The sequence below is a fragment of the Promicromonospora umidemergens genome (assembly GCF_024171995.1).
In the GTDB taxonomy this organism is placed as follows: Bacteria; Actinomycetota; Actinomycetes; order Actinomycetales; family Cellulomonadaceae; genus Promicromonospora; species Promicromonospora umidemergens.
In genome coordinates this window covers 125,385-144,962 of the sequence record NZ_JAMTCT010000005.1, presented here as the reverse complement: position 1 = coordinate 144,962, position 19,578 = coordinate 125,385, and the positions used below count along the sequence as shown (strand labels likewise).

Sequence of the window (19,578 nt, the reverse complement as noted above, 5' to 3'; positions counted from 1 at the left end):
CCCTGGTACGCCGCAGGACGGCATTTCGGCCTGCGCCGAAACTTTCATCCGCTGCCGAACGTCGCCGCGGCGGGACTCCTCTGTTCCTAGATTCGGGGTGTTCCGCGCAGCAGCCCGGCACAGGGTCGGGTGATGTGAGCACGGGGCAGGACGGAAGATGGGATGACAACCCAGAAGCGAACATTCACCACGCTGTCGGGACTACTGACGGCGCTCCTCCTCGTTGTCGGCGGCTCCCAGGTGGCGCAGGCATCCGACGCCGGCCAGGGCTCAGTCGCACCGGACGGCACCCGCGTCACCGACGTCTCCACGCAGGACCGGACATTCGTCCTGCCTCCGGCACCAGCCGAGGCCAGGTCCGGCGGTGACTTCGGCGCCATGGCGGTGCCGACCATCAGCCCGACCGTGGCCGTCTCGTACGCCAACCCCGGCGGCGAGTACACGTGCGAGTACGCCACGCTCTGTGCCTGGGCCTGGGACACCAGCCACGACAAGTGGAAGATCTTCCACCTGTACAACTGCCACAAGTACGCCCTGTCCAACTGGATCGGCAACGGCGGGTTCAACAACAACCAGACCAGAGGGACCGTCGCCCGGTTCTACGGCCAGAACGGCTCGACCCAGGTCGCGCCCGCGTCGACGGCCTACGAGATCCGCTCCGTGAACCGGGGCGACTTCGGCGGCTGGAGCCCGGTCTGGTTCGTCCGCAACTGCTGACCCTCTGACCCACCTGCCGACGTCGCGCCCCGCGCCCCCGCCCCCCAGTCGCGGGCGCGCGGGGCGCGACGCGCTCTCTCGTACCAGCTCAGTCAGGCCGGCGAACCGCTCAGCAACCCGTGGCCCAACGCGGTGAGCTCGTGAGACGTCTGGTTCCCGCACCGTGTGGAGCGGATCAGCCCGGCCCTGCGCAGCACGGTCGCGTGCTCCGACGCGGAGGCCAGGGAGGCTCCGAGCCGCCGGGCCAGCCCCGACGTCGTCGCCGGCTGCACCAGCGCCTGCAGCGCAGCCGCACGTGTCCGGCCCAGCAGGCTGGCCAGCGGCGCCCGCTGGTCGGCCCCCGGGGCGCCGACCAGGCTCACGCAGTGCTCGATCGGGAAAAGGAGCACCGGCTCGAGCTCCGGATCGGCGAAGGTCATGGGCTTGCGCCAGCAGAAGTACGAGGGCACCAGCCGCAGCCCGCGTCCCGTCAGGTGGACGTCACGATCCACGGTCGGGTTGTCGATCGTCAGGACCGGTGCGTCCCAGGTCACGGTGGAGTGCAGGGACGACAGCACACCTTCCACACCACTCATCGCCACCACCCGAGCGCGGACCATGAGGTCGGCGTCCACCGCGGCACGGATCCGTGCCCAGTACGGCTCGATCGCGTGGGCGTGGTAGGCGGACATCGTCGCACCCAGCCCGTCCACCGCCTTGACCAGGCCGTCCCGGAGGTCCGACGCCCACGTCGAGACGTCCTTCTGCTCGCAGAGGCGGTCGATGTCGGTCCGCAGCCGGTCCCGGTGCGTGAAGAGGACGCCGTCCAGCCCATCGGCGAAGTCGGTCGTCCCGTCGGCCGGCGTGAGGAAGTCCGGCGAGTACCCGCGGGGAGGCGTCAGGTGCAGGTACGGCAGAGCAAGCCGGGGCAGGTCGGCGACGACCCGCGAGCGCCACACCCCGAACGTCCGGACCTCTCGGAGCTCGTTGACCAGGTGGGCGCTGAGCAGCGTCTCCCACATCGGGTCGGCTCCGGGTGCGATCCGGACCCGTGCGAGATCGTCGGACGTGAAGTGGAACCGGAGCATAGTCTCCCTCACTGAGCGAGCGTCGATGCGTGGCTTCTGGAGCAGGCAGGTGTCTGCCCCCTGTCGTAAGAAGTGGTTCGATCAGCGAGTTTCGTACGTGTCGCCGCGCGACTCACCGCCGGGCCGCACGACCTCTGCTCCGCTGAGGGCGCAGCTGCTCGGCCAACGAGGTGCGTGGGCCACGTGAGACCGCCCCGCGCACCCTCGTCTCAGCCAGGTGCGCCCCGCCTCGACCGAGTCAGAGCACCCGGTCCGCCCGCGAATAGACGTTCATCGAGTCGCCGCGCACGAAGCCGAGCAGGGTCAGTCCGCACTCGTCGGCGAGGTCCACCGCGAGGGTAGACGGCGCCGAGATGGCGGAGAGCACCGGGATACCGGCCCGCGCGGCCTTCTGCACCAGCTCGAACGACGCTCGCCCGCTGACCTGGAGGATCGTCCCGGCGGCGGGCAGGGCGCCGTCGCGCAGCGCCGCCCCGACCACCTTGTCGACGGCGTTGTGCCTGCCGACGTCCTCGCGGACGTACAGCGGTTCGCCGTCGGCGGTGAACAGGCCTGCGGCATGCAGGCCGCCGGTCCGCTCGAAGGCGCGCTGACGTTCGCGCAGCCGGTCGGGCAGCGACGTGATCACCTCGGCGCCGACTGTCACCGGGTCACCCGTGACCGGCCACCGCAGCGCGGCCCGCACCTCCACCGCGGTGTCCGACCCGCAGACCCCGCACGCGCTGGTCGTCGCGAAGGCCCGCTGCCGCGGGGGCTCGACGCCGCGCGCGAGCGCCACCTCGACGGTGTTGTCCTCGTCGGGGCACAGGCGCATCGCCGCTATGTCGTCCGGCGCGGCCACCGCACCTTCCGAGACCAGCCAGCCGGCCACGAGGTCGAAGTCGTCGCCGGGAGTACGCATCGTCACGGTCAGCGTGGTCCCGGCGGACTGCGCCTCAGGCGCGGCGCCGTCCGCCGGCACCCCGCCCACCGGTACCACCCTGCCGAGCGGCAGCGGCGCTGCGGCCCGCGCGCCGGGCCCGACCAGCCGGACCATCAGTGGCTCCTCGACGGCCAGCGTGTCCGGCCGCTCCGAGCGAGCGCGGTCACGGACGCGGACGACGCGCCGTCGGTCAGTGACGACTCCCATGCCGCCAGTCTTGCACTCCGCCCCCCACATGCGAGACTGCCTCGGCCCGACTTCCTGGCCCCCGGTCGCCCGGCCCTCCGGTTCCCACCCTTCCCGGCACCACCGAAAGGGCCATCCGGCACGACACCGAACAGCCCGGCCCGCACGCAGTCCACCACCAAACCACCCCGACCAGCATCCCTCTCCCGACACGGACACTTCCGGCGTAGGGTCGGCAGCGTGACCGACGTGAGCGACGAAGCCCGCACCGACGCCCCCGAGAAGAGCCTGCGCGTCGGGCCACCGAAGAGCAGTGCTGCAGGTGTGCCCGGGGTGGTCCATGGCCTGGCCCACGTCTTCGGGGAGGCGGGTGTCGCGAGCGGCCTGCGCACGCTCCCCCTGCTCAACCAGCACGGCGGCTTCGACTGCCCCGGGTGCGCCTGGCCGGAGCCCGGCAAGCCGCACCTGGCGGAGTTCTGCGAGAACGGCGCCAAGGCCGTCGCCGAGGAGTCCACCCGCAAGCGCGCGGACGCGACGTTCTTCGCCGAGCACCCGATCTCCGAGCTGGCGACCTGGACCGACCACCGGCTGGGCAAGTCCGGCCGCCTCACCGAGCCGATGCTGCGCGAGGAGGGTTCCGACCACTACCGGCCCGTGTCCTGGGACGAGGCCCTCGACCTGGTCTCGACCGAGCTGCGCGGCCTCGACTCGCCGGACCAGGCCGCGTTCTACACCTCCGGGCGCACGAGCAACGAGGCGGCGTTCCTCTACCAGCTCCTCGCCCGCAAGCTCGGCACGAACAACCTGCCGGACTGCTCGAACATGTGCCACGAGTCGTCCGGCACCGCCCTGGTCGAGACGCTGGGCATCGGCAAGGGCAGCGTGTCCCTGGAGGACATCACCGACCACGCGGACCTGATCGTCGTCGTCGGGCAGAATCCCGGGACCAACCACCCGCGCATGCTCAGCGCGCTCGAGGAGGCCAAGGACCGCGGCGCGCGGATCGTGGCGATCAACCCGCTGCCCGAGGCCGGCCTGCAGACCTTCAAGAACCCGCAGCGGGTGCGCGGCGTGGTCGGGCAGGGCACCAAGCTCGCCGACCGGTTCCTCCAGGTCCGCCTCGCCGGCGACCTGGCGCTCTTCCAGGCGGTCAACCGCCTGCTCCTGGAGGCCGACGACGACGCCCGCACCGCCGGGCACCAGGGCGTCCTGGACCACGAGTTCATCGCCGAGCACACCTCCGGGTTCGCCGAGGCGGCGGCCGCGTGGCGCAGCCTCGACTGGGCCGACGTCGACGCGGCGACCGGCCTGGAGCGGTCGGAGATCGAGGACTTCGTGGGCGACGTCCTCGCGTCCGAGAAGGTCATCGTCTGCTGGGCGATGGGGCTCACCCAGCACAAGCAGGCGGTGGCGACCATCCGCGAGGTCGTGAGCTTCCTGCTGCTGCGGGGAAACGTCGGCCGCCCGGGCGCCGGCGCCTGCCCGGTGCGCGGGCACAGCAACGTACAGGGCGACCGCACCATGGGCATCTGGGAGCGCCCCACCGAGCCGTTCCTCGACGCGCTGGCCACGGAGTTCGGCTTCGAGCCGCCGCGCGCCCCCGGGCTCGACGTCGTGGACACCGTCCGGGCCCTGCGCGACGGACAGCTGCGGGTCTTCATGGCCGTCGGCGGCAACTTCGCCGCCGCCACGCCGGACAGCGCCGTCACCGAGGCCGCGCTGCGTGAGGTCCCGCTCACGGTGCACGTCTCGACCAAGCTCAACCGCTCCCACGTGCTGCCGGGCAAGCGGTCGCTGGTCCTGCCCTGCCTGGGCCGCACGGAGCGGGACCGCACGGGCGGGCGCGAGCAGGTCGTCACGGTCGAGGACTCCATGAGCGTGGTGCACACCTCGCGGGGACGGCTGGCCCCGGCGTCGGACCACCTGCGCAGCGAGACGGCCATTCTCTGCGACCTGGCCCGCCGGGCGCTCGGGCCCCAGGACGGCACACCGTGGGAGGAGTTCGCCGATGACTACTCGCGCATCCGCGACTCGATCTCCCGCGTGATCCCGGGCTTCGACGACTTCGAGCGGCGGGTCGCCGAGCCCGGCGGGTTCGTGCTGCCGCACCCGCCCCGCGATGCCCGCCTGTTCCCGACGGCGACCGACAAGGCCAACTTCACGGTGAACGAGCTCGAGGTGGTCCAGGTGCCGGAGGGTCGCCTGCTGCTCCAGACGGTCCGCTCCCACGACCAGTTCAACACCACCGTCTACGGCCTCGACGACCGGTACCGCGGGGTGAAGGGCGGACGGCGCGTCGTGTTCGTGCGCCCCGAGGACCTGACGGCCCTCGGGTTCGCCGACGGCGACACGGTGGACCTGGTCAGCGAGTGGTCCGGACGGGACGGGAGCACGGAGGAGCGCCGGGCTCCTGGGTTTCGCGTCATCGCGTTCCCGACGGCGCGCGGGTGCGCCGCCGCGTACTTCCCGGAGGCGAACGTGCTGGTGCCGCTGGACCACACGGCCGAGGGCAGCAACACCCCGGCCTCGAAGTCGATAGTCATCCGCCTCGAACCGGCCAGCTGAGAACAGCGTCGAGTGCTGGGTATCTACAGGTCAGATGATCCCGCAGATATCCAGCACTCGACGAGGGGTCAGTGGGCCGTCGCCTTCTCCGCGCCTGCGCCCGTGAGGGAACGGACCTCCATCTCGGCGTACTTCTCCGGGTGCGACCGCTCCTTGCTCAGGTACGTGCCGACGATGCCGAGCACGAACGCGAGCGGGATCGTCACGATGCCCGGGTTGTCGAGCGGGAACCAGTGGAAGTCGATCGAGGGGTCCTTGATCATCGACAGGCTGGCTCCGGTGGCCGGGTCGACCTTGCCCGACACGACCGGCGAGAAGATGATCAGCAGGATCGTCGAGCTCAGGCCGCCGTAGATGCTCCACAGCGCGCCGGACGTGTTGAACCGCTTCCAGAACAGGGAGTAGATGATCGTCGGCAGGTTCGCCGACGCCGCCACACAGAAGGCCAGCGCCACGAGGAACGCGATGTTCTGCCCGTTGGCGAAGATTCCACCGATGATCGCGACGATGCCGATCACCACTACCGTCCAGCGGGCCACCTTGACCTCGCCGTCCGGCGCCACCTGCCCCTTCTTGATGATGGAGGCGTAGATGTCGTGGGAGAAGCTGGCCGCCGCGGTGATGGTCAGTCCGGCCACCACCGCGAGGATGGTCGCGAAGGCGACCGCCGCGATGATGCCGAGCAAGATCTCGCCACCGAGCTCGAACGCGAGCAGTGGCGCGGCGGAGTTGGCCCCGCCTGGCGCCGCGAGGATCGCCTCCGGCCCGACGAGGGCCGCCGCGCCGTACCCGAGCACCAGGGTGAACAGGTAGAAGATGCCGATCAGCCAGATCGCGACGACGACCGACTTCCGGGCTTCCTTCGCCGACGGCACCGTGTAGAAGCGCATCAGCACGTGCGGGAGGCCCGCGGTGCCGAGCACCAGGGCCAGCGCGAGGGACAGGAAGTCGAGCTGCGTGATACCCGAGACGCCGTACTTCTTGCCCGGCTCGAGGAGGGCCTCACCGCCCTCGCCTGCCACGCTCACGGCCTCCTGCATCACTGCGGTGATGCTGAAGCCGAAGCTGGCGAGCACCCACACCGTCATGACAGCAGCGCCTGCGATGAGCAGCGTCGCCTTGATGATCTGCACCCACGTGGTGCCCTTCATGCCGCCCACCAGCACGTACAGGATCATGAGCGCGCCGACCACCGCGATGACGACGCCCTGGCCGACCGGATCGGTGACGCCGAGGAGGAGCGCGACGAGACCGCCCGCGCCGGCCATCTGGGCCAGCAGGTAGAAGAAGACCACGGCGAGCGTCGAGATCGCGGCGGCCAGGCGGATCGGGCGCTGCTTCAGCCGGAACGACAGCACGTCGGCCATCGTGAACTTGCCGGTGTTGCGCAGCAGCTCGGCGACCAGCAGCAGCGCCACGAGCCAGGCCACGAGGAAGCCGATCGAGTACAGGAAGCCGTCGTACCCGTTGATGGCGATGGCACCCGCGATGCCGAGGAAGCTCGCGGCGGACAGGTAGTCGCCCGCGATCGCCGTGCCGTTCTGCGTGCCGGTGAAGTTGCGGCCACCTGCGTAGAAGTCCGCCGCGCTCTTGTTCTGTCGGGACACCCGGAAGACGACGACGAGCGTGACCAGCACGAACGCACCGAAGATGCCGATGTTGATCCAGATGTTGCCGACGTTCGTTGCCTCAGCGGCCATGGCGATCGTGTTCACAGCTGACCCTCCTCGATCTCTTCGCGCATGGCCCGTGCCCGGGCGTCGAACTTGTTGTTCGCCCACCGCGCGTACAGCGTCGTGATCACGAACGTGGACACGAACTGCAGCAGCCCGAAGATCAGGCCGACCGTGAAGGTCCCGCCGACCCGGATGCTCATGAACTCGTGCGCGTAGGTGCTCAGGACCGCGTAGAGCAGATACCACACGAGGAACAGCGCGGTCATCGGGAAGACGAAGTTCCGGAAAGCCTTGCGGAGGCTCTGGAACTCTTCCGATCGCTCGACACGTTGGTAATCGGTTTCGACAGGCCCTGGGGCCGGTACGTCACTCATGACGCCTCCATTGGCTCATGGGGACACGCGCACTGGCCCGCGACCCGGTGCGCCCTTCGCACCGCGCCCAATGTTCCTTATTTCACATACTCGAGGCAATCAGATCCTCGACGATTTTCCGACTTGACCAAGTCGTTACATTTCACCCGCCCCTCTGGCTGGGACGGGCCGGCAGGACCGGTCAGCGAGCGTCAGCGGCGGAGGTACGTCAGGTCCGCGATCGCACGACCCGCCAGGTGCGCCTTGCGCTCGAACCCCGTCAGGACCCGCCGCTCGAACCGCGGTGCCTGGTTCCCGGAGCCGTGCGCGTTGCCGAGGCGCTCGTCCGCGTCCAGGACCTCGATCATCTGCTCGGCGTACTCGGCCCAGTCGGTCGCGAGCCGCAGCGTCCCGCCCGGCCGCAGCACATGGGCCGCGAGCGCCGCGAACTCCCCGGTGACGAGGCGGCGCTTGTGGTGGCGCGCCTTGTGCCAGGGGTCAGGGAAGAAGACCCAGAGCTCGTCCACGGTCCCGGCCGCAATCGTGGTCGCCAGCAGCTCGGCCGCGTTGGCCTGCACGAGTCGCAGGTTGGGCAGCCCGTCCTGGCCGAGGGCCGCCCCGGCTCGCTCGGCGCGCGCGATCGTGTGCGCGAGCCCGGGCTGGTAGACCTCGACGGCGAGGTAGTCGCGCTCGGGGTCGGTGGTAGCGGCGTCGACGACGGCGTCGCCGAGGCCCGAGCCGATCTCCACGACCAGTGGCGCCCTGCGACCGAACAGGGCTTCCGTGTCGAGCACGAACTCCGGGTCGACGGAGGTGCGCGCGATCGCCCGCGGCACGTCCACGAGGTACGTGGAGTGGAGCTCGGTCCACATCCGCTTCTGCTTGTCCGTGAGCCTGCCGGACCGGCGCACGAAGGAGACCGGCTTGGTCCGGAACCCCGAGAGCTCGGGACGGTCGGCGGCGTCGGGTCGGGGAGGAACTGGCTGGCTCACACCGAGGAGCGTACGAGGTGCGGGCCGAGCATTGCGTATCCGCAAGGATTCGCGGCTCGCCGCGCACGCCGCGGGGAGCGCGCGGCAGGCTGGGGGCAGACGCCGGACCCCCAGCGAACCGAGGAGCTGAACATGCGCGCCATCGCACCACCTGTCGACCTGCCCGTCGACGTATGGCAGTCGTACCATATGCAGATGGCTCTCAAGCGGACCACGGTCTATCTCGACGAGAACGACCTGCGCGACCTCAAGATCGCCGCCGCTCGCCGCGGCGTCAGCGAGGCCGAGATCATTCGCGAGGGTGTGCAGCAGGCGCTTCTCCGCCACCGCGTGTGGGACGAGCCAGTCGGTCTCCCGATCGCCTCGAGCGGCGATCCGACCTTCGCCTCCCGGACGGACGAGGCCCTCAGGTCGATGGGCTCGGAGCCCAGCGCCGAATGATCGTCGTGGCAGACACCTCAGGGATCATCGCCTCGATCGACACCGACGCGCCCGAACATTCCGACGCCCGCAGCGTCATCGACCGCGCGAGCGCCGTTCTCGTTCCGCCGGTCGTCCTTGCCGAGCTCGACCATCTCGTCACGGGACGATTCGGCCGCCAGGTCGCCGGCACGCTCATGGACGTGATCGTCCGCCAGACCACGTCGGGCCGATTCATCATCACCCAGCTCGCCGCCGAGAGCCTGCGCGCGGCGCGCGGCGTGCAGGTCCAGTACGACGATCTCCACCTTGACCTCACGGATGCCGTCATCGCGGTCACCGCCCGGGACTACTGCACGACCGCGATCCTCACCCTCGACCGTCGGAGCTTCCGCAGCATCCGCCCGCTCACCGAGGACAGAGCGTTCCGCGTCCTCCCCGACGACGTCTGAGCGGAGAAGCCATGACCGACCACTCCTGCTCGCGTGTCGAGCTCGACGGCCGCCGGATCGTCGTCGAGCTGTCCGACGCCGACCTCGCGCGGCTCACCGCGACGGTGCACAGGCGCGGCGTCGACGGCCCGCGACTCGTCCTCGAGTGGATCCGGCGCGGGGTGAGCGGCGACACCTGGGCCCGACCCGGCGAGCCGTTCAGCGCGGCGAACCGGATGGATCGAGACGTCGAAGTCGCACGGAACACCGAGAGGCTGTTCGGCGGTGTGCTGGGCGACAGCGACCACTCCGGCTGAGCCGCCGTCAGATCCGGTCGGCAGTCAGATCCGGTCGACCTCGGCTTCGAGCATGGCCACGGCTTCGTCCGGCTCGAGGTCCCTGACCAGCACCCGCAGGGTCAGTCCGTCAGCCAGCGCGAGCAGACGGCGGGCCCGGTCCAGGGCCGCCGGATCCTCAGCGCCCGCACCTCGGTCGGCGCGGATCAGCCGCACGCACTCCTCCTCGGCGCCCCGCCGTGCCTCGGCCAGCACCTGGCGGACGGCGGTGTGGTTGATCGACTTCGCCACGTAGGCGTACCAGACGCTGACGCCCACGCGGCCGCCGTCGTCCCGGGGGATCTGCTGGCTCACGACGTGCAGCAGCCGGTCGCGCGGCGCGGCGTCGGCGGTCTCCAGGTACCCGCCGTACGCGCTGTCGACGAGCGCGGTGCAGCCCGCAAGGACGAGGGCCTCCTTGGTGCCGAAGTAGTGCTGGATCCGGCCCATCGAGACGCCGGCCTCCGCGGCCACGTGGCGCAGGCTGACGCCCTCGATCCCCTGCTCTGCGATCACCAGCCACAGCGCGAAGACGATCTGCTGGCGGCGCTCTTCGTGGTCGACGATTCTCGGCATGCGCACAGCGTAGCAATACAGCTGCATCGCAACCTGTTACGATGCGATCGTATTGCAAAACGCCCGCTGCCCTGAGAGGACCCTCCGATGCGCACGAACCACCCCGGACCGAAGCGACGCCGGTGGCCGGTCGTCCTGGTCACTGCCGTCGCGGCGATCTCCACGAGCGGCCTGGTGCTGCTCCTCGCGACCAGCGGCCCCGGCGTCGGCCACTTCCGCAGCCCGGAGGCGCGCCAGGCCTACGAGGACGCGTACGCCGAGGCGCTCGACCACCTGCCCGAGCCCACGGAGACGCACGACGTCGAGACCAGCTTCGGCACCGTCCGCGCCTACGTCTGGGTCGCCGAGGAGCAGGCCGACGCCGCCCCCGTCGTCCTGCTGCCCGGCCGGTCGGCCGCCGCCCCGATGTGGGCCGACAACCTCCCGCACTACCTGGAGCACCGCACGGTCTACGCCTTCGACACCATCGGCGACACGGGTATGTCCGAGCAGACGGTCCCGATGCGCGACCTCGGGGACTCGGCACAGTGGGTCGACGAGGCCATGGAGGGCCTGAACATCGAGCGCGCCCACCTGGTGGGCCACTCGCAGGGCGGCGGGCTGGCCGCCGTCGTCGCGGTGCGGCACCCGGACCGGCTGGCCAGCCTCACCCTGATCGAGCCGATCCTGACCCTCGGCACGCTGCCCTTGTCGGTGGTGCTCGCGAGCATCCCGGTCTCGTTGCCTTTCCTCCCGGAAGCGTGGCGGGAGGCAGGTCTGAACAAGATCGGCGGCGTCGAGGACGCGGAGGTCGACCCGGACGACCCGCTGGCCCGGATGATCAACCTCGGCGCCGAGAGCTACGTCTCGTCTGGCCTGCCCAGTCCGAGCCCGCTGACCGACGCTGAGCTGAAGGACCTGCCGATGCCGGTCTACGTGGCGATCGCGAGCGACTCGTCGCTGGCCGGCGGCGAGAGTGCGGCGGAGAAGGCGAGGCTGATCCCGGACGCCCAGGTCAAGATCTGGCCCGACACCACGCACTCGCTACCCATGCAGGTCGCCCGGCCTCTGGACGCCGAGCTGGAGAAGTTCTGGTCGGCGCACCCCTGAGGCCACACCGCCCACCGAACGTAGGAGTAGTCGCCGCATAGCTGCTCATGAGGCGACTACTCCTACGTTCGGCGGTGTGCTCTTGTCACCCCGTTCCCGCGAGCCGCTCCACCACCCAGTAGAGCGCCACCGCGACGATCCCTGCGGTCGCCGCCCCGAGCACCCACCGGGCGGTCCGCGGGGCGCGCACGCGGAGCAGCACCAGGAGCGGGAACACCACGGCGATGATCCCGAGCTGCACCGCCTCGATGCCCACGTTGAACGACAGCAGCGACCACAGCAGGGTCCACGACCACGCCGCATCGATACCGAGCGCCCCCGCGAACCCCACGCCGTGCACCAGCCCGAAGGCGAACACGACGGGCAGCCGCCACCGCTCCCAGGCCGTCAGCGCACCGCGTGCCCCGGCGTCGGCCCGCCAGCGCAGGCCGTCGCGCACCGTGCCCGGCGGCGCACCGCCGGGCCCGCGCCAGATCAGGTAGAGGTCCACGGCCGCTACCACCGCGATGGACGCCGCGATCACCGGTTCGACCACCATCGCGGGCACCGAGACCACGCCGAGGGCCGCGAGCAGGAACGTCACCGAGTGCGCGACGGTGAACGCGGTAGCGGTCCAGACGATGTCGCGCAGCCTGCGAGCGCCGATCAGCAGCGCCAGCAGGAACAGCACGTGGTCCAGCCCGAAGAGCAGGTGCTCGCCCCCCAGCACGAAGAACTCGCCCACCTGCTTGAGCAAGCGGTTCTCCCCCGTGGTCAGGGTCGGCGACGCCGCGGTGAGTACCGCGGAGCCGTCCTCCTCGTCGAGCGTGTACCGGACGATCGTCTCGGTGGAGTGCACGAACGACTCGGCGTCCGGGAACAGGGCGCTGGATACCTCGTGCACCCCCTCCGGCTCGCCGTCGCACGCGAAGGAGTAGGTCAGGGACGCGTAGGGACGCTCGCCGCGCTCCACGACGTCGGCGGCGAACAGCGCCGGGGCGCACGGCTCGCCGTCGTACGTGACGGCGAACCGGTCGGTGACGTACCCGTCGACGGCCCGCTCGTGCTGGTCGAGCTGCGCGAGCTGGTCGTCCCGGTCCGTCGCCTCGTACGCCTCGGAGCGCAGCCACGCGGACTTCATCAGCAGGTCGTACTCGAGGTCGAGCACTGCTGTGACGTCAGCCGCCGACCCGCCGTCGTCGGGCGCGGCGCCGGCCGACGCCGTCGGGGTCACCTCCGCGTAGACGTCGCTCGTGGCGTCGTGCGCCGCGGCGTGCGGCGCGACCGACGCCAGCAGAGCGGCGGTGCCGACAGCCGTGACGAGGCCCGCCAGGATCCGTCTCACGTCTCTCCCATGCAGTGTTGGTTGTGGGCGTTAGCGGCGCGCGGTGGTGAAGTACGCCGGCGGAGCCGTCGTACTGCCGCCACCCGCGGTGCGGGCGGTGACGAACCAGGCGTAGGTGCGGCCCGGCTTGAGCCGGTCCCACCGGACCGAGGCGACCTCACCCGAGCTCACCGTGACCTCGCCGATCTGGTGCACCGGGTCGTACAGCACCACGGACTCGGTGCTCAGCGTCGTGGTGCGGGAGGTCAGGTCGACCGGCAGCACCATGTTGTCCTCGAGCCCGTTGTACCGCTGGTCCTCGTCGTACTCCGTGGCGCCGAACTCGCCCAGCAGCGGCGAGTAGGTGTCGATGGACACCTCGCCGCGGTCGACGTCGAACTGCAGCATGCGGAAGAACGACGCACCCAGCCGGAGCCGGTCGGTCGGCTTGTAGCCGCCGATCTCCGTCAGGCCCAGCTGGTCAGCGGACACGGTGTAGAACTGGTAGTCCGCGAGCAGCTCGACCACGCCGCCGCCGATGTCGCCGACCACGGGCGGGCGCACGTTCGTGCCCACGCCGTGCCGGTGCCCGGCCAGCACCATGAACACGTTCGGGTTGTCCTTGACGAGCAGGTTGTACAGCAGCGGCCCGTCCGACCCGCCGAAGTTCGCCCCACGCCCGTCGGGCGACGATGACGGCTCCAGGTAGTCGTGCGTGAGCAGGATGCCGTTGCGGTCGGAGTACCGGTCGAAGATCTCCGCTGCCCACTCGGCCTCGTCCCTGGTCACGCCGTAGGACAGACCCACCACCACGAAGTCAAGGCCGCCGGCCGAGAACAGGTCGTAGTGGTTCTCGTTCGAGCCCGGCTCCATGGAACCGCCGTAGGTCGCGTTCTCCCAGCCCTTGGCGAGCTCCTCGTAACGGCCCGGCCCGAAGTGCTGGTCGAACAGCTCGGGGTCGGTACCCGACTGGTTGTCGTGGTTGCCCGCGACCACGCCGTTCGGGATGCCCGCCGCGTCGATCCGGCCCTGGGCCTCCGACGCGAACTCGAACTCGCCCGCCACCTGGTCCTCGAGCTCCGGCGGGAGCGACCGGATGTTGTTCTCGATGATGTCGCCGGTGTGCGCCACGTACGCGATCTTGCGTTCCTCGGCGTTGTCGACGATCCAGTCCATGACGCCCGTGTAGGCCTTGCCCCACACGGCCCGCTCCTCGGCGGTCTCCTGCTCGACGGCGCCCTCCGACAGGTACTGCGTGTCCGTGTAGTGGACCATCGAGAAGTCGTAGTCGTCGGGGTTCGCGAACCGGTCGCCGTCCCCCGCGTCGATGTCGTCCGCGAAGGGGTCCTCGCCCGTGACCATGGCGTGAACCTTGCCCCGGTCCACGTAGTCCCGGGTCACGGTGCCCTCGAGCACCGTGGCGCCGTCGACGGCGCCACGCGCCGAGGCGACGACGTCCCAGGCCCCGTTGTCCGGGTTCCAGGCCCGCAGGCTGACCAGGCGCGCCGGGTCGGCGGTGCCCTCCCAGCGCAGCACCGGCGCCTCGACCTTGCCGCGGACCGGCACGTCGAACCGCTGGTAGGTCACGTCGCTCGACGTCGGCGAGTCCGCGGACCTGCCGTCGCCCGGCTCCAGCGCCCTGGTGCTCAGCTTCTCCTGGCCGGGCACCCGCAAGTCTGTCGGCACGCCGTCGCTCTCGCCCTGCCAGGCCCTGGTCGGCGTGAGGATCTCGGCGCTGGAGAAGGTGGTGGTGACCTTCCCGCCGTCCGGTTCGGCGACCTTCGCGCTCAGCGTCGCCGCCCGGCGCACGTCCGAGGCGCCCGACGCCGGTGCGACGTCGGCCGGCACGTCCGGGATGCCCGCGCTGACGAACGGGATCTCGTGGGTCACCTGGTTGCCGAGGCCGTCGGTCGCGGAGACCGCCAGGGTGTGGCCGCCGGCGGAGAGGCCGGGCCCGACCGGGTCACCGACCGTGATCTCCTCGCCGTCGAGCGTGATGTCCGGGCCCTGCACCACGCCGGAGGCGTCGTCCACCGAGACCGCGAGCGGCACGCTCGAGGTGAGCCGGTCGCCGTCGGCCGGGGTGGCCGTCACGAGCGCCGGGCCGGTGTTGTCCGTGAACAGGGCGCGGACGGCGGTCTCGCCGGTGGTTGAGGTCGCCGCGAGCTCGTGCTCGCCGTCGGGCAGCGTGGCCGTGTCGAGGTCGGCGCGCAGGCCGCGCGCGGCGGCGTCGACCTCGAAGGTCGCCGTGATCTCCCGCAGCAGCGAGGTGTTGGAGCCGCAGGTGCCGTCGCCCATCCTGTAGGTGGGTTCGAGCCCGACGCCGGACGCGGTGCCCGCTGCGGGCGTCAGCGCGAGGTCCGAGATGGTGAAGTCGTCGCGGTTGCAGTCGTCAGCGAAGGTCCCCGTGACGACCTGGACGGTGTTCTCGCCGGGGCGCAGCCACTCGTTGGGGATCGTGACGTCCACGCGGCGGCTGGAGTACGAGCCACCCAGCGGCGTCTCGATCCCGTTCACGACCAGCAGGTTCGCGGCCCGCCCGTCGACGGAGTTCGAGCCGACGTCGAACGAGAACGCCGCATCGCCCGAACCAAGGGTGTCGGTGGTCTCGACAGCCTCGCCGTCGACGGTGAGCTCGGCCGTGCCGCCGTCGCCGTCCGCCGGACGGGCGCCCGTGACGACGACCGCGCCGTTGGTGAGGGTGCCGTCGACCGGAGTGAGGCGCGGCGCGCCGGTCGGCGCGTTGTTCACGCGGACGGTGTGCGCCGTGACGTCGCCCGACGCGGTGCGCGCCTCGATCGTGTGCTCGCCGTTGGCCAGCGTCGTGGTGTCGAGGTCGGCGCTGAGGCCTGTCGTGTCCTGCGGGTCGCCCTGCAGGAAGAACGACAGCTCGGCACGGCGCAGCAGCGTCGTGTTGGTGCCGCAGCTACCGTCGCCGAACGCGTAGGTGTACTCGTTCTCCTCGCCGTCGGCCATCTCGCCGAGCGGCTCCAGCGTGAAGTCGGACAGCACGAAGTCGTCGTGGTTCGCGCCGCAGCTCGTCGTGAACGTCCCCGCGACCACCTCGACGACGTTCTCCCCCGTCACGAGGTACTCGTTGGGGATCTCCAGCTCGACGCGCTCGCCGGCGGCGTCGGGCAGGTGGATCGGCTCCGAACCGTTGACCGACACGTAGTTCTGGTAGCGCGCCTCGGTGGAGTTGCTGCCGACGTCGTAGCCGAGGACCGCGGTGCCGAGCGTCTCGGTGGCGCCAGGCACGTCGGTGCCGTCGACGGTGAGGCTCTCGACGTCGTCGCCCGGGGCGACCGGCACGGCCGCGACCGCGGCGGTCCCCTCGAGGAACGCGCCGTCCTCCGGCGTGAGGATCGGGCCGCCCGAGGCAGGGTCCTCCGGCTGGTGCGGGGCCTTCGCCGTCGTGCTGCTCGTGGCCTCGGCCGGTGCGTCCTCGTTCCCGGGAGCGGCGGACGACGACGTCGCGACCCACCCCGTCATGACGAGCGTGGCCGCCGTGACCGCTGCGACGAGACCGGCCTGCTGCCGACCTCGCTGTTTCCTGATGACTGGCCGCATGGCCGTCCTCCCTGTGTTCCGTCAAGGTGGGCGGCTCTGGACACGCCCGGGGGTCAACCTGACCTGGGCTGATGAACGGAACAGAAGCATCTGGCAACCTGCGGACAAACTGTGCGGTACCTGGATGAATGGCCAGGTCAGGGGACTGGCCGGAGCGGGTGAAGTCCGGGCGAGCGGGGAGGATCGGCTCTGGTGGCTCTGGTGGCTCTGGTGGCTCTGGTGGCGTGCTCTCCGTGTCGGTGTTTGGGTGTCGGCGCCGAACCGCAAGTCCCGCGTCTATCCCGGCCCCCGAGTGCGCCGAACGGCAAGCTGAGTGTCCTGGCGGCCTCGAACCGAAGGCTGGACGTGCATCGAGCCCCGTACTGACCCGCAGCCTTCGGTTGGACCAGCGGCAGGACGTTTGGGTTGCGGTTCGGCGCCGACAGGAGGTTGTCCGGACGCTCAGATTGCGGTTCGACACAGAACAGCGGCCACCCGGACACGCAAGTTGCGGTTGCCCGGAGGTGTGCGACGGCGGTCAACCCCACGGGAACGGCGAAGGCCCCCACCGCGGTGGGGGCCTTCGCCGTTGTTGTGCGCCATCATGGACTCGAACCATGAACCCGCTGATTAAGAGTCAGCTGCTCTGCCAATTGAGCTAATGGCGCCTGCGACGGAAAGATTACCAGGGCTTGGACCCTCTGGCGCACCAATACCTCCGCCTCACGGCAGCCGTCCCAGAAACCCCCGAGAGGGGGCCTCTGGACCGCCGTGCTGGTGCGCCATCATGGACTCGAACCATGAACCCGCTGATTAAGAGTCAGCTGCTCTGCCAATTGAGCTAATGGCGCGCAACGGAGTGAAACACTACCAGGACCAGCAACGTCACCGGTAACCGGACGGGCAGGCCGGGCCTGTGAACTGCGCGACAGCCCGACCGGCCAGGGCCCGATCTACAGGTACAGGCCGGTCGAGCCGTCGGCCTCGTCCCGTTCTGCGACGCCGTGCACGTCACGCTCGCGCAGGAGCACGTAGTCGCGGCCTGCCAGGTCCACCTCGGCGCGCTCCTCGGGGTCGTAGAGGACGCGGTCCCCGACGTCGACCTGGCGCACGTGCTCACCCTTGGCCACGACGGTCGCCCACGCGAGCCGCTTGGGCCCGACGGCGGTCGCCGGGATCACCAGGCCGGCCGTCGACTGCCGCTCCGCCGAGTCCGTCTCGGGCTCGACCAGGAGCCGATCGTGCAGCATGCGGATCGGCAGGGTGCCAGGCTTGGTCGCGGAATCAGGAACAGCAGGAGTACTCACGGAACCAACGCTACGCGACTCGGCGGGCCGGATTACCTGAGCCCGCCGGGCAGCGCACGAGAGCCCTGCAGGCAGCGCACGAGAGCCCCGGGGGCAGCACACGAGAGCCCCGCGGGCAGATACCGTTACGGCCATGACCACTCGTCTCGAATCCGGGGACAAGGCTCCCGACTTCAACCTGCCCACCGCCGACGGTGCCACCGTCCGCCTCGCCGACCTGGCGAGCAGCGCCGACAAGGGCGTCATCGTGTACTTCTACCCGGCCGCCGCGACGCCGGGCTGCACCAAGGAGGCCTGCGACTTCCGCGACTCCGAGGCGTCCCTGCAGGGCGCCGGCTACGCCGTCGTCGGCATCTCGCCCGACAAGGTGACGAAGCTGGCGAAGTTCGCCGACGCCGAGGCGCTGACCTTCCCGCTCGCGTCCGACGAGGACCACACGACGCTGGAGGCGTACGGCGCCTGGGGCGAGAAGCAGAACTACGGCAAGACGTACGTGGGCGTCATCCGCTCGACGTTCGTGGTGAACCCGGACCTGACGGTGGCCGAGTCCTTCTACAACGTCAAGGCGACCGGTCACGTGGCCCGCATCCGCAAGGTCCTCGGGCTCGACTGACCTCCGACTCGGTCAAGAAAGGCACAGCTGATGGGTTCCCCCGCCGACCTGCTCGACCTCGACGCGGAGCTGAGCGACGCCGAGCTGGCCACGCGTGACCGGGTGCGCGAGCTCGTGGACCGCCGTGTCCGGCCGAACATCGCCCGCTGGTTCGCCGATGCCCACTTCCCGCAGGAGCTGGTCCCGGAGCTCGGTGAGCTGGGCCTGCTCGGCATGCACCTGGACGGGTACGGCTGCGCCGGCCGGTCCGCCGTCGAGTACGGGCTGGCGGCGCAGGAGCTGGAGGCGGGCGACTCAGGCATCCGCACCTTCGTGTCGGTGCAGGGCTCCCTCGCGATGACGGCGATCCACAAGCACGGCTCCGAGGCCCAGAAGCAGCACTGGCTCCCCCGCATGGCGACGGGCGAGCTGGTCGGCTGCTTCGGGCTCACGGAGCCGGGCGCGGGCTCCGACCCGGCGAGCATGACCACGCGGGCCCGGTTCGAGCCGGGCAGCGAAGGCGGCGACACCGGCGGCGAGTGGGTCCTGGACGGCGCCAAGCGGTGGATCGGCATGGCCTCGTTCGCGGACCTCGCGATCATCTGGGCCAAGGTCGCCGAGCCGTCCGACGGCGGCGGCGTGCGCGACCGGGTGCGCGGGTTCATCGTGCCGACGTCGGCGCAGGGGTTCACGGCCGTCCCGATCGAGCCGAAGCTGTCGATGCGCGCGTCCGTGCAGTGCGACCTCACGCTCGACGGCGTCCGCGTGCCCGCCGACGCCCTCCTGCCGGAGCACCCCGGCCTGGCGGGCCCGTTCACCTGCCTGGACGAGGCCCGGTACGGCATCGTGTGGGGCACCGTCGGCGCCGCGCGCGACGCGTTCGAGTCAGCACTGGCCTATGCCAAGGGGCGCGAGCAGTTCGGCACGCCGATCGCGGGCTTCCAGCTCACGCAGGCCAAGCTCGTCGACATGGCGCTGGAGATCACCAAGGCACAGCTCATGGCGCTGCGCCTCGGCCGCCTCAAGGACGCCGGGCGCCTGGAGGGGCACATGATCTCTGCGGGCAAGCTGAACAACGCGCGCATCGCCATCGAGGTCTGCCGGGAAGCTCGCACCGTACTGGGCGGCAACGGCGTCACGCTGGACCACTCGCCCATGCGGCACGCGAACAACCTGGAGTCCGTGCGCACCTACGAGGGCACGGACGAGGTGCACACGCTGGTGCTGGGCCGGCACATCACGGGGCTCGCCGCATTCCGCTGACCTGCCCGCAAACCCGTAGACTGACCGCCGCGCGCGAGTGGCGTAATTGGCAGCCGCGCCAGGTTTAGGTCCTGGTGTCTTCGGACGTGCGGGTTCGAGTCCCGCCTCGCGCACCTCATAGATTCAGGCACGGCCGGAACACGGCACCGCCACGGCGGATCGACGGCTTCCGATCGGGGTGACGCTCACCCGCACGGGGCAGGCCGGTTCACCCGCGAGGGTGAGGCAGTGGCGA

17 protein-coding genes and 3 tRNA genes are annotated in these 19,578 nt (G+C 70.6%); 9 read left to right on the top strand and 11 right to left on the bottom strand.

What is annotated here, in order from left to right; translation table 11 throughout:
• Nucleotides 1-162: 162 nt before the first annotated feature.
• On the top strand, nucleotides 163-717 hold the full coding sequence (locus tag APR04_RS10850) for a hypothetical protein (RefSeq protein WP_253870027.1): 555 nt from the start codon (nucleotides 163-165) through the stop codon (nucleotides 715-717).
• A gap of 92 nt (nucleotides 718-809) precedes the next feature.
• On the opposite strand, the gene APR04_RS31000 is transcribed toward APR04_RS10850, so the two are convergent.
• Both APR04_RS31000 and fdhD read right to left on the bottom strand, forming a co-directional pair.
• Nucleotides 810-1,796, bottom strand: a complete 987-nt coding sequence (locus tag APR04_RS31000; protein ID WP_253870025.1) for a helix-turn-helix domain-containing protein — start codon at nucleotides 1,794-1,796, stop codon at nucleotides 810-812.
• Between the two features lie 226 nt (nucleotides 1,797-2,022).
• Nucleotides 2,023-2,913: a formate dehydrogenase accessory sulfurtransferase FdhD gene (fdhD, locus tag APR04_RS10840; RefSeq protein ID WP_253870023.1), complete on the bottom strand. Its 891-nt coding sequence runs from the start codon at nucleotides 2,911-2,913 to the stop codon at nucleotides 2,023-2,025.
• A gap of 219 nt (nucleotides 2,914-3,132) precedes the next feature.
• On the opposite strand from fdhD, the gene APR04_RS10835 reads away from it, so the two are divergent.
• Entirely contained in the window at nucleotides 3,133-5,457 is a 2,325-nt protein-coding gene (locus tag APR04_RS10835) for an FdhF/YdeP family oxidoreductase (RefSeq protein WP_372496091.1), read from the top strand.
• Between the two features lie 68 nt (nucleotides 5,458-5,525).
• Here APR04_RS10835 and APR04_RS10830 read toward each other — a convergent pair whose 3' ends face one another.
• From APR04_RS10830 to trmB, 3 genes are all read right to left on the bottom strand, one after another.
• Nucleotides 5,526-7,157 (bottom strand): monocarboxylic acid transporter, encoded by a 1,632-nt coding sequence (locus tag APR04_RS10830; protein ID WP_253870497.1) that lies wholly within the window; start codon nucleotides 7,155-7,157, stop codon nucleotides 5,526-5,528.
• 11 nt (nucleotides 7,158-7,168) lie between these two features.
• Nucleotides 7,169-7,507, bottom strand: coding sequence for a DUF485 domain-containing protein (locus APR04_RS10825; RefSeq protein WP_253870021.1), 339 nt, complete (start codon nucleotides 7,505-7,507; stop codon nucleotides 7,169-7,171).
• Nucleotides 7,508-7,698: 191 nt separating this feature from the next.
• A complete protein-coding gene (gene trmB / locus APR04_RS10820; RefSeq protein WP_253870019.1) occupies nucleotides 7,699-8,478 on the bottom strand; it encodes a tRNA (guanosine(46)-N7)-methyltransferase TrmB in 780 nt (259 codons plus the stop codon).
• Nucleotides 8,479-8,610: 132 nt separating this feature from the next.
• On the opposite strand from trmB, the gene APR04_RS10815 reads away from it, so the two are divergent.
• From APR04_RS10815 to APR04_RS10805, 3 genes are read left to right on the top strand one after another with little or no spacing between them, the layout of a single operon-like run.
• Entirely contained in the window at nucleotides 8,611-8,919 is a 309-nt protein-coding gene (locus APR04_RS10815) for a ribbon-helix-helix domain-containing protein (RefSeq protein ID WP_253870016.1), read from the top strand.
• A 5-nt stretch (nucleotides 8,920-8,924) separates the two neighbouring features.
• Complete coding sequence (locus APR04_RS10810) at nucleotides 8,925-9,350, top strand: type II toxin-antitoxin system VapC family toxin (protein WP_253870013.1); 426 nt, start codon at nucleotides 8,925-8,927, stop codon at nucleotides 9,348-9,350.
• Nucleotides 9,351-9,361: 11 nt separating this feature from the next.
• Nucleotides 9,362-9,646, top strand: coding sequence for a hypothetical protein (locus APR04_RS10805; protein WP_253870011.1), 285 nt, complete (start codon nucleotides 9,362-9,364; stop codon nucleotides 9,644-9,646).
• Between the two features lie 24 nt (nucleotides 9,647-9,670).
• Here the strand turns inward: APR04_RS10805 and APR04_RS10800 are convergent, their stop codons facing one another.
• Nucleotides 9,671-10,240 (bottom strand): TetR/AcrR family transcriptional regulator, encoded by a 570-nt coding sequence (locus APR04_RS10800; protein ID WP_253870008.1) that lies wholly within the window; start codon nucleotides 10,238-10,240, stop codon nucleotides 9,671-9,673.
• 87 nt (nucleotides 10,241-10,327) lie between these two features.
• Between APR04_RS10800 and APR04_RS10795 the strand changes: the two genes are divergently transcribed.
• Nucleotides 10,328-11,329, top strand: coding sequence for an alpha/beta fold hydrolase (locus APR04_RS10795; protein WP_253870006.1), 1,002 nt, complete (start codon nucleotides 10,328-10,330; stop codon nucleotides 11,327-11,329).
• Nucleotides 11,330-11,414: 85 nt separating this feature from the next.
• On the opposite strand, the gene APR04_RS10790 is transcribed toward APR04_RS10795, so the two are convergent.
• From APR04_RS10790 to APR04_RS10770, 5 genes are all read right to left on the bottom strand, one after another.
• A complete protein-coding gene (locus APR04_RS10790; RefSeq protein ID WP_253870004.1) occupies nucleotides 11,415-12,653 on the bottom strand; it encodes a HupE/UreJ family protein in 1,239 nt (412 codons plus the stop codon).
• 30 nt (nucleotides 12,654-12,683) lie between these two features.
• On the bottom strand, nucleotides 12,684-16,202 hold the full coding sequence (locus APR04_RS10785) for a metallophosphoesterase (RefSeq protein ID WP_253870002.1): 3,519 nt from the start codon (nucleotides 16,200-16,202) through the stop codon (nucleotides 12,684-12,686).
• A gap of 574 nt (nucleotides 16,203-16,776) precedes the next feature.
• Nucleotides 16,777-16,849 (bottom strand) — tRNA-Lys (locus APR04_RS10780).
• Between the two features lie 107 nt (nucleotides 16,850-16,956).
• Nucleotides 16,957-17,032 (bottom strand) — tRNA-Lys (locus APR04_RS10775).
• 102 nt (nucleotides 17,033-17,134) lie between these two features.
• Nucleotides 17,135-17,431, bottom strand: coding sequence for a GroES family chaperonin (locus APR04_RS10770; protein WP_253870496.1), 297 nt, complete (start codon nucleotides 17,429-17,431; stop codon nucleotides 17,135-17,137).
• Nucleotides 17,432-17,621: 190 nt separating this feature from the next.
• Between APR04_RS10770 and bcp the strand changes: the two genes are divergently transcribed.
• The 3 genes from bcp to APR04_RS10755 all read left to right on the top strand — a co-directional run bounded on the left by bcp (nucleotide 17,622) and on the right by APR04_RS10755 (nucleotide 19,456).
• Nucleotides 17,622-18,101: a thioredoxin-dependent thiol peroxidase gene (bcp, locus tag APR04_RS10765; protein ID WP_253870000.1), complete on the top strand. Its 480-nt coding sequence runs from the start codon at nucleotides 17,622-17,624 to the stop codon at nucleotides 18,099-18,101.
• A gap of 30 nt (nucleotides 18,102-18,131) precedes the next feature.
• A complete protein-coding gene (locus APR04_RS10760) occupies nucleotides 18,132-19,343 on the top strand; it encodes an acyl-CoA dehydrogenase family protein (protein WP_253869998.1) in 1,212 nt (403 codons plus the stop codon).
• 31 nt (nucleotides 19,344-19,374) lie between these two features.
• Nucleotides 19,375-19,456: transfer RNA gene (locus APR04_RS10755), tRNA-Leu, on the top strand.
• Nucleotides 19,457-19,578: the final 122 nt, after the last annotated feature.